This window comes from Shewanella sp. H8 (assembly GCF_040285065.1).
In the GTDB taxonomy this organism is placed as follows: Bacteria; Pseudomonadota; Gammaproteobacteria; order Enterobacterales; family Shewanellaceae; genus Shewanella; species Shewanella polaris.
Genome location: NZ_CP157213.1, coordinates 3015025 through 3028547 on the forward strand (window position 1 = coordinate 3015025; position 13523 = coordinate 3028547).

Genomic DNA, 13523 nt, shown 5'->3' on the forward strand with positions numbered 1-13523 from the left:
TGATATTTAGATTAGGTTAAGAAAGACTATTTCTTTTTTTGACGGAAATATTGCTGCATAGCAAATTCATCTGACATTTTTTGCTCGCGTTTGGCTTCTAGTACCATCGCTTTATTGGCTTTTTGGGCCAATAACATGTCAACCGCTTTACGCTTTTGTTGTTTTTCTTGCCAATGAACTTGACGATAACCGACTTGCTTTTCGGCATCTTGAACCGCTGAAACTTGCTGTGTTATCGCACTATCTACTTGACGAATAAACTGATGAAATTGATGATATTGATTTGCCCGTAACGTCGTTCCTGCATGCCCTTCCATCTGTTTCATATAATCTAAACGATAATTGTTCAATGCATCTAGCTGACCTTGGCGTTTTTGTTTTTCAAATTGTGCAGATTTAAGCTGTAATGCCGCCTGTTCTTCTGCAGAAGTGGCTAACTTCAGTACTGTTAATAGGGGATCAGTTCGAGTCATTTATGTTATCCCTGACACTGTGCAGCTATTTGAGTCAACATTACTCGACTGTCTTCAAATGTCACAGGCTCTTTAAATCCCTGACGTAAAAAAGCATTCATTGCGGGTTGTAAGCGGATTGCATTATCAATCCGAGGATCACTGCCCTGAGAATAGGCCCCAATTGAAATAAGGTCACGATTCTGCTGATATAAAGAATACATCTGTTTAACTTTACGCATCGCTTCTAGATGTTCCACACTAATAACCATAGGTGCGACACGGCTAATCGATGCTTCCACATCAATAGCAGGATAATGACCCGAATCGGCAAGTTGGCGAGACAACACAATGTGACCATCTAAAATAGCCCTTGAAGCATCCGCAATAGGATCTTGTTGATCATCACCCTCGGTCAATACAGTATAAAATGCCGTAATAGAACCTTGTCCTGCGCCGCCATTACCTGCTCGCTCAACCAAACGTGGAAGTTTAGCAAATACTGAAGGTGGATATCCTTTAGTGGCAGGCGGCTCGCCTACCGCTAACGCCACTTCTCGCTGCGCTTGCGCATAACGGGTCAGGCTATCCATGAGTAATAAAACATCGTAACCTAAATCTCTAAAATACTCAGCGATACGAGTGGACGTTTCACAAGCCCGTAAACGCATTAATGGAGATGTATCTGCAGGCGCAGCCACCACAACAGAGCGCGCACGGCCTTCATCACCCAAGATTTCTTCAATAAATTCTTTAACTTCTCGACCACGCTCACCTACTAAACCCACCACAATAATGTCGGCTTTAGATCCTCGAGTCATCATGCCCAATAGTACACTTTTACCCACACCGGAACCGGCAAATAAACCCATACGCTGACCTTTACCCACAGTCAACATTGAATTAATCGCGCGAACACCAACATCTAACGGTTCAGTAATCGCGCGTCGAGATAATGGATTAATATAAGGACCATGACGTGCAGCATGTTGATCGGTATTAAGCGGACCTAGACCATCTAATGGCACACCACTACCGTCTAAAACCCGACCAAGTAATGATAAACCAACATTTAATCCCGATTGCTCACCAAGTGGTTGAACTCGAGCTCCGGGCAACACACCTCTTAGCTCTTCAATAGGCATTAAATAAAGTAGCTTGTCATCAAACCCTATGACTTCAGCTACCAACTCACCCACCATAGTCTCAATAGAACATAAACTCCCCACCGGCGCACGACACCCAGTGGCTTCGAGTGTTAAACCAACCACCCTAACTAACTGACCACTTGCAACAGGTCGCAGCGGTAATACATGCTTATGATGTACCGCAAATTTATTAAATAGTTTATGTTGACGAGTACTCATCAGTGTTTCCTTAAGATAAGTCATTCTGTGGAGGCTGAATATTATCCGCTTTATCAGCTCGCACGGGATCGTCACTTACATCAGGACTTGTATTAGGAGCAACAACTTGGTCAACATCAATTGATGCTGAAGGTGGATCCCTTTTTTTATCCACCACAGACTCAGTCGTTTCGGTAACATCGTCTTGGATAGCCTGATGTTGAACTGAACTGTCGGTGCCAGACATATCACTAACGCCATCATCCATTTCTTTACCAATATCCCTGTCGGCAAGCTCTGCAGTGTGTTGATGTTCACTTAAATTGTCGACTGATGTGGTTTGGTATTGAGGATGAGTGGCCTTTTGTTGTTTTACATTTTTGGCTAACTGATTTGACTGAGCATCTAACTCGCTAAACACTTGATTGATGCGTTGTTCAACTCGTAAATCGACAGATGAACGAACACTGTGGAGCATACAATCACCATTTGATAATGTCGGATCAATATCAATCTGCCACTGATTTTTTTGCAGCTGTTCAGCACTAAAGCTTTGATTCACGATTTCCGAATCAGTTTGATTCAAGCGAATTTTAACCAGTTGTTCTTTTAGTGGAAGTGCGTCAACACCTTGACGTAAAGCCGATAAGATATGCTCTGGATGCGTCTTAAGTTCATGGCCAATAACCGCTTTTGCAAGGCTTAACGTCATGGCAAGCAGCTCTGCTTCTATTTCGTCATCGAGTATTGATAATGGTTGCTCAAATTGATTAATAATGTGATTTAGTTGTTCACCAAGTTCATTGGCTTTTGCTTGACCAGCTTCTAATCCTTGTTGCTCACCTTGAGTAAAACCTTCAAGATGTCCTTGCTCTAGTCCTTCTAAACGCCCTTGTTCTAATCCTTGTTGATAACCGTCTTGCTTACCTTGTTCAAAACCTTCTCGTTCTGCCGCAGCTCGGATCTCTTCAATTTGCGCCATAGTTGGTGGAGCCATAGGTTGGCTCGGCTCTGTCATAGGGTCTGATGTATGACTTCCCGAAAACTTACCAAATAAATTTGAAGGACTTTGACTACGATCTTGAGTAATATCAGGTAATTGCCAATGAGTAAATTCATGCTCATCATCCGCATTAAGTACCTTTTTAGGTGATTTTGATTCTGGCATAATAGATCACTTATATTGTTGAAGTCATGGTTTCAAAGCAAACAACAGGGCATCACGTTATATTGTGGCACTCATGGTAAACATACAAACATAACCGAGAGCAATCCAATAGAGATCCTCCCATATACTGATGATTGTTATTGATTACAAGAATTCGTCACCACCACCGCCACCTAACATAATTTCACCACTGTCACTGAGACGACGAGCAATAGATAAAATCTCTTTTTGTGCCACTTCAACTTCACTAATACGAATCGGTCCCATGGCTTCTAAGTCATCACGCAACAGTTCAGCCGCACGCTTAGACATATTACCCAAAAGTTTCTCTTTCAGTCCATCATCAGCACCCTTAAGCGCTTTTATCAGAATATCTTGCTGCACTTCACGTAATAAGGCCTGAATACCACGGTCATCCACATCAATAAGGTTTTCAAATACAAACATCATGTCTTGGATTTGCTGTGCCATTTCTTCGTCAGTGTCGCGCATCGTTTCCATGATCTGGCTTTCAACCCCAGTATCAAGATAATTCATAATATTGGCAGCTGCTTTCAAGCCACCCATCTTCGCGGCTTGAGCACCACCTTGACCAGCGAATTGTTTCTCCATAATGTCATTCAACTCTTGCAATGCTGCAGGTTGAACTTCCTCAAGATTAGCAATACGCATCATTAAATCTAAGCGGGTATTCTCTGGAAACTGGCTAAAAATTTCAGCGGCTTGATCGGGTTCTAAATACGACAATACAATAGTTTGAATTTGAGGATGTTCATTTTGAATGATCGTTGCTACTTGACGTGCATCCATCCATTTTAACGAATCAAGTCCTTTAGCGCCGCTACCCATGATAATTTGTTCAATCAAATTACCGGCTTTATCTTCACCCAACGCAGCGGTCAACGCCTTACGGACGAACTCTTCACTGTTAAAACCAATAGACGAATATTTTTGAATATCATCTAAAAATAATTTATGAACGCCGATGACTTTTTCTTGACCAAACTCGTCCATAGCCGCCATCGCCATGCCCACTTTTTGCACCTGCTTAGGCTCTAAGTGTTTTAAAATTGACGCAGCATCTGCTTCACTCAAACTCAGCAGTAAAATAGCTGTTTTTTCGACGCCAGTGACAGACTCTGGATCGAAACCCGCAACTGCCGCTTTTTCGGTTTTTTCTTTTTTTTCATTAGCCATTGTCTTGTAACCAATTCTTAATTACTTGAGTGGAAAGTTCTGGCTCATTGGCCACGAGAGCTCTAATTGCTTTAATCATATCATCATCTTTATGCAAATTAGGTATGTGAATTGATCCGTCATCAGCATAACTGTATTCCGCCTCTGTAGTATTAAGCATACCTAAGGTGTCTGCGGCATATTGATCTTCAATTTCGGCTAATTCATGTCCAGGACGCACATCATCAGGCATCTCTACCCCATTCGGATTTGTTAGCTTCTTAAGCATAGGTCGAACCACAGCTAAAATAAGCACTAAAATAACAAGTGCACCTAAAGCCAATCTTATCGCTCGCCAAAACCAAGGCTGCTCCCACATATCCGGCTCTGGTAATTCTTCAATTAACTGATCCATAAAGGGAACGGTAACCACTTCGAGAGCATCACCACGTTGAGTACTAAAACCTACCGCACCTTCTAATAAACGGCGAATATTGGTCAACTCTTGTTCTGTTCTTGGCACCCGTGATACTTGGCCATTCTCATCAACTTGACCGGGCTTAAAGTTAATTGCAACAGATGCACTCACACGGCGTACAACACCAATTTGCTGACGTGTATGGCTTATCGTTGTGTCTAATTCATAATTTCGCGTGGCTTCTTTTGAAGAGTCTCCTGAAGTGGTAGAACTAGAAGCCTCACCTGCTACTTCTGGAATAGCAGACTCCATTGGAGGTTGATTACTTAACGCACCAGGAATTCCACCAATACCTTGACCAGATGAGTTACGTTCAATCGTCATTTCACTGCGAATAGCAGGTAAATCAGGCGAGAAACGTTTAGCAGTTTGTTCCACTGCGGTAAAGTTCATATTGACATCGACTTGAGTGGTAAAATTCTCAGGCCCTAAAATAGGCATCAATATTGATTCAATTTTATTACGATATTCAGCTTCTTTTTGTTGTACCAACTCAGACTCACGACGAGCTCTTGCAGAGGTGCCATCTTGGCTACCAGAATTAAGTAAACGGCCATTTGAATCGGTTACTGTTACGCGTGAAGGAACCAGCCCTTGTACTGCAGAGCCAACAATATCAACAATCGCATCAATCTCTTCCTGGCCTAAACCGCCACGACGAACACTCACCACCACAGTCGCACTTGGTTTAGACGCATTACGAGCAAAAACGTTTTCTTTCGGTAATGCTAAAATCACTTTGGCACGACTAATACTTTTTAACTCTTCTATCGCTCGGGCTAAATTGGATTCTTGGCTTTGCTTTAAGCGAGCTTGCTCCATGCGCTGGCTTACACCAAAACCACTGTCTTGACTTAAATAGTCATTTGCTTGAGTGCTACTTTGAATTCCCGCACGGCTAAGCAGTAATTTTACATCTTGATATTTATCTTCAGGCACTTTCACCACATCAACATTTATTTGATAATCGATTTGGTTTTTATCGAGAACATCTAAGACCTGGATCATTTCTGCGGTTTCCATTTTACCCAATGGGCGATAATCAGGCTCCTGCGCCCACATCATCACAAAAACCGCCAACGCAAGACAGATTGCCAATGCCAGAATCATGATCACTTGACGCATCATGTCGGCACCACCTGCACCGCCAAGCAATCCAGATTTATTCTCTTGCTGGACTCCGTCATCAACTGTTGAATCTGAACCTACCATTATATCTGTGCTCACAATACGTACCTGCTATATCTGATGATGTTATGTAATTTAGTGCTTAAAAACGTTTGCACTAAACAGGCATATTCATAATTTCTTTATAAGCATCGACCAGCTTATTACGTACCTGCACCGTTGCCTCAAACGCAACACCAGCTTTTTCACGCGCAATAACGGTATCAGACAAGGACACAGTGGTGTCGCCCATATCTAAACGAGTGGCCAAATTTGCTGATGTTTGCTGCAATCCATTAACCGTACCCACGGCTTGAGACAGTAGCTGACTAAAATCAGCTCCCGTCGTGTTATTCACTTGTTGGGTTAGGTTAGGACGAATAGATGAACCAATAGAAGGAGCTATTTCGCCACGAAGTGACTGCATTTCTTGCATTAATGGATTTGCGCTAATCTGCATGGTGTAACTCCCTTTCGTCGATTTTTTGACGACAATAATAACTAATAAAGAGTTAAAGCAATTTAGATGCCAAGATGTTAAATAACAGGAAAAAGATAGAAAGTAGGAAGGCAAAAATAACCTATTCACATAATGGAATAGGTTATTTGTTGGTATATAAAGCGGTATCAATCTAATTTAATGAGCAGAAATGAAATGATTAGACTCCTAAATCATAGGCTTAACAAAAAACTGATAACTGCAATTTTTACTATGTAGGTTGCTATGCAGGTAATTGGATCCCCATATCACGCATTTTAGCCATTTTATAACGTAACGTGCGGGCACTGATCCCCAGTTTTTCTGCGACCATTTTCCGACTCCCCTGACATTGATTAAGGGTTTCTAAAATAATCACATGCTCTTGGGCTTTTAATTCATCGCCTAAACCGTCTACGTCAACAGGCTTATCAGTATCAATACTCTCTGTAGAAACCAACTTCACATCGGCAGAGTCAATAATAATATCATTGACGCCAATATCATCATTAGCTCGTAATATCAGTGCACGTTGAATAACATTATCTAACTCACGCACATTACCCGGCCAACGATGGGTTAATAAACGCCTAGTAGCAGCATCATCAAGCTTAGGTACAGAAATCATATTAAATGCTTTTGCATGCTTAATCAGCAAGTGTCGCGCCAAAGGTAGAATATCTGCAGGGCGTTGATGTAGCGCAGGCCAGGTTAACGGAAAAACATTAATTCGGTAGTATAAATCTTCTCTAAACTCACCCGAGGTCGCCATGGCTTTTAAATCTCGATTTGAGGTTGCCAGTACTCGCACATCTAGTTTAATGGTTTTGCGACCACCTAAACGCTCAACTTCGCGTTCTTGTAATACCCTGAGTAATTTAGCTTGTAAGCCAAGTTCCATCTCGGATATTTCATCAAGTAAAATGGTGCCGCCTTGAGCTTGTTCAAATTTACCAGGGCAAGCTTGATAAGCACCAGTAAATGCGCCTTTTTCATAACCAAACAAAGTGGCTTCTAACATGTTTTCTGGTATTGCAGCGCAGTTAATCGCAATAAACGGCTGATCATGGCGTTGACTATGTTGGTGAATAAACCGCGCCAACACTTCTTTACCCGAACCACTAGGCCCCATAATCATGACCGATGCATCTGACACTGCTACCCGCTGAGCCAGCGACAACAAGGCTAAACTTTTCTCATCGGCAACCACAGGTTTATCGTGGTTTTGCTTTAACGGTAAATAACGTGACACCTGATTCAACAACACTTCAGGCGCAAACGGTTTAGCAAGGTAATCTACTGCGCCTAATTTCATTGCACTAACAGCGCTGTCAATCGTCGCATAAGCGGTCATTAACAATACCGGCAATTTAGGTTGATGTTGCTGTAAATAACCCAGTAAACCCAATCCACCAATGCCTTCCATCTGCACATCGCTAATCACTATATCAAAATGGTTTGCTTTCAAGGCCAAAATTGCCTCTTCGGCACTACCGACATCAACACAGTCGTAATGGGCAAGCATGAGAGTATCAAGCAATGCTTCACGTAAATCAGCGTCATCCTCAACTAATAGAATATTTGCTTCAGCCACGCATCACCTCCTGATCAGTTGTTTTTTTAATGTGGGGAAAGCTCAAACGTATATGGCACCCCATACCAGGCTTACATGACAACTGAATGTGCCCGCCATGATTACGTACTACCGACTGGACAACGGCTAAGCCTAAACCTGTACCTTGGCTCTTTGTAGTAAAAAAGGGTTCTAATATTTGCTGTTGCATTGACGGCTCGAGCCCCTTGCCATTGTCGATGACATCTAACAATAGCCCATCTGGGGTTTCACTGGCACTGACTTTAATTTTTGTGGCGCCTGCTTCAATACTATTCATCACTAAATTATTCACCGCAGAGCTCAATGCATTAGCATTGGCAAGCATTAATGAATGCGATGTATCTTCAATGACAAGCTGACAATGTTTTTTATCTGCAATAGGCTCGCAGCTCGCCATTACTTGACTAATAATCTCTTCCATTGTAACTGATTCTGCCATTCCCTCTTGACGACCTTTAGCCATCAATAACATATCATTAACTTGACGCTCTAATTCATTCAATCGATCAACCAACTTAGATTGAAACTTAGTCCGAGCGGAATCTGATAATTTAGGACTGGCGAGATTAGAAGCATAGAGCAAGGCGGCAGATAATGGCGTACGCACCTGGTGGGCTAATGTCGCCACCATTTTTCCTAATGCCGATAAACGTTGTAAATGAGACAGGTTTTTCTGTAATAAACGAGTTTCGGTAAGATCGGTTATCACTATCAACTGTCCAGACTCTGGTGCCAATGGGGTTATGGCCAATTTTACTCGGCGACCATTTTTTAATGACACTTCATGTCCATCATCATCTTGTGGAGCAAAAGCACGATGAATAATGTCAAACCAGCGGGCACCTTGTAATGGACGACCGAGTAACTCGGTTGCAACTGGGTTAGCGAGTGTCACCACGCCATCGCCATCAATAATCACCACCCCAGATGGCATAGCTTGGAGAATATGCTCCATTTGATTAGACATATTGGCGGCCTTATTGGAATAAGCACTAACAACGGGAGCACTTGAATGAGCAACGCTTTGACGTATCACATTAGCATTACGCTGCTGCATAGATACTGAGATAGCACTGTTCTTCGTAGTTTGAGACTCTGCAGCCTGAGACACAGCATCAGGTGTTTTAAAAGACGAAGCCGACGCAGATAATTCAAAACCTGAATCATCGGTAGGTGATAACGCTCGTGCTGTATACATGGCCACTCCGTCAAAATAATAACATTTGACTAGCCATTGCATTTCGCGTGCCAATGCGAGAATCTATGATTAAGGGGGGGGGCGAGATACTAGGGTTCTAAGTTCTAGGTTCTAGGTTCTAGGTTCTAGGTTCTAGGTTCTAGGTTCTACCGTCTACCGTCCACCGTCCACCGTCTACTGTCTACCGTCTACTGTCTACCGTCTACTGTCTACCGTCTACTGTCTACCGTCTACCGTTCTAAGTGCTAGAAACGAAAAAACACATCTGCGGATGTGTTTTTTGATTGAATAGCTAATGACGAATCAAAGCAATAATAGGCTAACGGTTAATCTTTACTCAAACCATATTTACGCATTTTTTCGACCAATGTTGTACGGCGAATACCTAGCATTTCAGCGGCTCTTGCAACAACATTATCCTGCAATTCAAGCGCTTGGCGGATCATGTCAATTTCCAGCTCCGCTAATAAATCCTTTAAATTAACCCCTTCAGCCGGCAGTTCACTTGGAAAGCGTGTTTCCGGAATATCAACGGGTTCTTCATCACTAAATATCGACGCTAACGCATCTCGCTCTAATTGTTCTTCATTCACTTCAACACAATATTCAGGAACGTCAATATAGCGATACTTATGGGGTAGATCATTTACGTCAACCAGCCCACCAGGAAACAAAATGGTTAAACGTTCAACTAAGTTAGACAATTCACGGACATTACCAGACCAAGAGTGTTCTTTTAGCGATTCAATGGCTCGTTGGGTAAAACGAACCTTACCACGGCCTTCATTAAATACTCGATTAACTAATTCATGGAGTAATAAAGGCACATCTTCACTGCGCTCACTTAACCCTGGCATTTCAATTGGGAATACATTGAGTCGATAATATAAATCTTCGCGAAACAAGTTATCAATAATCATGGTTTCAAGATCGCGATGGGTCGCCGCAACAATACGAACATCTGTCGCGATAGTTTTACTGCCACCAACACGCTCAAATACCTTTTCTTGCAATACACGCAGCAACTTAACTTGCATTTGCAGCGGCATATCACCAATTTCATCTAAAAATAATGTGCCGCCTTCAGCTAATTCAAAACGACCTTTACGTGAAGATATCGCACCAGTGAAAGAGCCCTTTTCATGACCAAACAATTCACTTTCTAACAACTCCGCAGGAATAGCACCACAATTGACCGGAATAAACGGTCCATCGCGACGTTCAGATAAATAGTGAATATTACGCGCGACAACTTCTTTACCCGTTCCCGATTGCCCCAGTACTAATACGGTGGCATCAGAACTTGATACTTGATTAATCAAGTGACGAACTTTAGCAATACCTTCGCTGCGGCCCACTAAACTACGAAACAACTTGGTTTGATTACCACTGGTTAATGTGTAGTCTCGTTTAGCTTGACCAAACACTTGACAAAAATGAAGTAGTTCAGTTAATTGTGGATAATTTATCGGTTCTTCGATGGTGCCAAGGAGGCTAGATAAATTGATATCGATATCACCCAGTAACAACATGGGTTGCCAAGGCGCTATCACAGCAATATTTTTAATACTGTCTGTATCAATGTGATCTGTCTCCATGATGAGGGCGCGGAAACGAGATTGCTCGAGTAAGGTCAATAAGCTCTCGGTTGAAACAATCTCACATTCTTCGCCTAAAAATTCGAAAATGCAGCATAAACGAGACACACGCTCTGATGGGGTACCGACAATTAAAATTCTTTGTTCTATTTGCATCATTCAGAAGGCCAAAGCTCTTGTTATAGGTATTTACTCGGGAAGGTTATAGCCAATAAGCTACAACACCAAATACAGTGTAGCCAAAAAATTGACTACTGTGACAATATACTATCATTATGTCTAAACAGGGTTGTTAATTTGTTAATTAAAGCAAAAACGCAGTCACAACAATAGATACAATCATAAATACTGTATTATCAAGCCATCATAAGCAAGTATCAGTTACATTTTATCGATATCAAGCCACATTTTTTTTAAAAATGCTGCTTTTTCATTCAAAAACTCTAATGGATACTAATAAGCATACCGCTTTGTTATTTTCATTCACTTTAACAATAAGCCAACTACCCGTTTATCTACAAGTAGAATCACTGTAACCCAGATAGCAAAAAAAGACGCTATGCGTCTTTTTTATTACTTTTGTTACAGTATGCCTATGCTATAACGATTAACTCGCTTCTGAGGTTAACTCGTGCATATTTTGTGGGATGGTATCCCAACCTTCTTTAATGGTTCTAAGCAAAGAGGAAACTTCTTCGAGCATTTCCACATCATTAGCAACATTGGCCTCTGATAATCGTCTCAACATATATTCATAAAGAGAGTCTAGATTAGCAGAAATTTCGGAGCCAGCATCCATGTTTAAACTACCGCTCAACCCAGCAATAATACTCACTGCTTTACCGATATTTTCGCCTTTTTGCGCAGCGTTTTTCTGCTGAATTGCATACTTAGCTTGTGCAATACGTTGCAATGCGCCTTCAAACATCATTTGTATAATGCGATGCGGCGAAGCCACCGCAATTTCGCTTTCTAGCGAAACTTTTCTATATGACTGTAGTGAGCTTCTCATAAATACCTACCTATCTGAATCAATACTTTTATAAACATTAACTTGACGTTGGTTTTTCTTTCCTAAATGTATTTCAGCATGCAAACTCTTCATGACTAACTTTGCTTTCACCTCAAGGCTTAATGTCAGCTCCAGTTGGCGTTGCAAATAATCTTTTTGCACAAACGAATCATCTGCAATCAAAACATTCAATAAGTTTTGACGCTTAGCAATCAACTCTTGCAAATCTAATACCAACTTATCAAATTCTTCTGTATCATTTTTGCTTTTTAAACTATCTAGTACTATTCTGCATTGTTCGCTGGTTGCATCTAAATCATCAAGTAACATTTTTTGTTCTATTGTCGTCATTTAATTTCAACTCGCCATCATCTTTTAAACAGATTAATTCCACAGGTTAATCAACCATGGGATTAATCATTTTGGCTCACAAGCCCTGGAAGTGAATCGAGTCGAGATTGCAAATCGGAACTCTGGGTGCTCAGTTGTCCCACAATTAAATCCATATAGTTATACTGGGTATACAAGCGCGCTTCAAATGCGGCCATTTTTGTGGCAAACGCTTCACGCTGATCGGCCAAACGTTCTAAGCTACTGTCAAGCGAGGTATCACGACTATCAATAATCGATCCGGTACCAACATATGAGTCTAAATAACCATCTAACTTGGTTGCGACACCACTATCTTCAGCAGTAAACATATCTTTAATACCACTGATATTACTTTCTAATGCAGCAGTTAAAATATCATCATCGATTTCCAATGTGCCACTGCGCGTGGTGGTAATACCGATAGAGGCAAGTGATAAATTACCATCGGATGTTGAAAATGACGAAGACATTACATTACGTAATTGACTCTGTATCCCGCGAGGTAAAGAGTCACCTTGCAAAGTTCCCGCAGTTTGGGTGGCCGCATTGTAACTAGTCAAACCAGAAATTGTCTCTGACAGCGAATTAAACGCCTCTACGAATGCCTTAATGCCAGTTTTGACTGAACTAGTATTTTGGGAAACCGTTAGTGTAGTCAACTCGTCAACATCAGCATCTTTAAGATTAAGTGTCACACCATCAATGGCATCTTCAACGGTATTACTGCTTGAAGTGAGCTTTAGTCCGTCAATATAAACAATTGAATCTTTAGCGGGTTGTAACTCGGTCATGGCAAAGGTATCTGCTAGCACAGTTCCCGCACCAGTATCGGTCGCTGAAACCGTTATATTATTGGCGGTACCGGTTTCATTAGACGTTAATACTAATTTTGCACCGTCATCACTGTTCACTATGGTTGCTGTAACACCAACATTATCATCAGCATTATTAATTTTCGCTACCAATGTTTGTAAAGTGTCATCTGCGGTGACATCAATATCAAAGCTATCACCATCAATGGCAAAGTTTAACGAGCCCTCATCTAAAGCCGCAGTCACATCACTCACAGCCACAGAACCCACTTTTTGACTCTGTGCTAACTGCTCAACAGCCACACTATAGCTACCTGACACAGCATCATCCGTTACCGTTGAACTTAAATAAGTGCTCTTTGACAGTTTCACAACCTGGCTATCAAAGGAATCGGTATCAGAGAGAAAGCTTAAACTATCTTGAAATTCGGATAAGGCGCTTTTTAAAAAACCTATCGCTGATATTTCGGAGTTAATCTCACCCTCTTTTGCGTCAAATTGAGCAACCTTAGGAGCTTGTTCCGAGCTAACTAAAGCCGATACAATACCGTTAATGTCTAGGCCAGATCCTAGCCCTACCGATGTTAATCCCATATTTACCTCAACTTATCTCAACTTAGTGACACAAAAAAGCGCATAATTGACTTTTTG

The 13523-nt window shown here is 41.6% G+C and carries 12 protein-coding genes; all 12 read right to left on the reverse strand.

Going from position 1 to position 13523, the window contains the following annotated elements; translation table 11 throughout:
* Positions 1–26: 26 nt before the first annotated feature.
* The 12 genes from fliJ to fliD all read right to left on the reverse strand — a co-directional run bounded on the left by fliJ (position 27) and on the right by fliD (position 13466).
* Complete coding sequence (gene fliJ / locus ABIS04_RS13040; RefSeq protein WP_140234678.1) at positions 27–473, reverse strand: flagellar export protein FliJ; 447 nt, start codon at positions 471–473, stop codon at positions 27–29.
* A 5-nt stretch (positions 474–478) separates the two neighbouring features.
* A complete protein-coding gene (gene fliI / locus ABIS04_RS13045) occupies positions 479–1819 on the reverse strand; it encodes a flagellar protein export ATPase FliI (protein ID WP_140234679.1) in 1341 nt (446 codons plus the stop codon).
* A gap of 10 nt (positions 1820–1829) precedes the next feature.
* Entirely contained in the window at positions 1830–2966 is a 1137-nt protein-coding gene (gene fliH / locus ABIS04_RS13050) for a flagellar assembly protein FliH (protein ID WP_350431327.1), read from the reverse strand.
* A gap of 144 nt (positions 2967–3110) precedes the next feature.
* Positions 3111–4163 carry a flagellar motor switch protein FliG gene (gene fliG, locus ABIS04_RS13055; protein ID WP_140234681.1) on the reverse strand — a complete coding sequence of 351 codons (1053 nt, stop codon included), beginning with the start codon at positions 4161–4163 and terminating at the stop codon, positions 3111–3113.
* Positions 4156–5835, reverse strand: coding sequence for a flagellar basal-body MS-ring/collar protein FliF (fliF, locus tag ABIS04_RS13060; protein ID WP_167496105.1), 1680 nt, complete (start codon positions 5833–5835; stop codon positions 4156–4158). The genes fliG and fliF overlap by 8 nt, the downstream gene beginning before the upstream one ends.
* Before the next feature lie 70 nt (positions 5836–5905).
* Positions 5906–6247: a flagellar hook-basal body complex protein FliE gene (gene fliE / locus ABIS04_RS13065; RefSeq protein ID WP_140234683.1), complete on the reverse strand. Its 342-nt coding sequence runs from the start codon at positions 6245–6247 to the stop codon at positions 5906–5908.
* Between the two features lie 262 nt (positions 6248–6509).
* On the reverse strand, positions 6510–7859 hold the full coding sequence (locus tag ABIS04_RS13070; RefSeq protein WP_350431328.1) for a sigma-54 dependent transcriptional regulator: 1350 nt from the start codon (positions 7857–7859) through the stop codon (positions 6510–6512).
* Positions 7852–9078, reverse strand: a complete 1227-nt coding sequence (locus tag ABIS04_RS13075) for a HAMP domain-containing sensor histidine kinase (RefSeq protein ID WP_350431329.1) — start codon at positions 9076–9078, stop codon at positions 7852–7854. Before ABIS04_RS13075 ends, ABIS04_RS13070 begins: the two co-directional genes overlap by 8 nt.
* Before the next feature lie 326 nt (positions 9079–9404).
* Positions 9405–10835: a sigma-54 dependent transcriptional regulator gene (locus tag ABIS04_RS13080; RefSeq protein ID WP_350431330.1), complete on the reverse strand. Its 1431-nt coding sequence runs from the start codon at positions 10833–10835 to the stop codon at positions 9405–9407.
* Positions 10836–11283: 448 nt separating this feature from the next.
* On the reverse strand, positions 11284–11688 hold the full coding sequence (gene fliS, locus ABIS04_RS13085) for a flagellar export chaperone FliS (protein WP_350431331.1): 405 nt from the start codon (positions 11686–11688) through the stop codon (positions 11284–11286).
* A 6-nt stretch (positions 11689–11694) separates the two neighbouring features.
* Positions 11695–12039: a flagella biosynthesis chaperone for FliD, FliT gene (locus ABIS04_RS13090; protein ID WP_140234687.1), complete on the reverse strand. Its 345-nt coding sequence runs from the start codon at positions 12037–12039 to the stop codon at positions 11695–11697.
* A gap of 62 nt (positions 12040–12101) precedes the next feature.
* Complete coding sequence (gene fliD / locus ABIS04_RS13095; protein WP_140234688.1) at positions 12102–13466, reverse strand: flagellar filament capping protein FliD; 1365 nt, start codon at positions 13464–13466, stop codon at positions 12102–12104.
* Positions 13467–13523 lie beyond the last annotated feature (57 nt).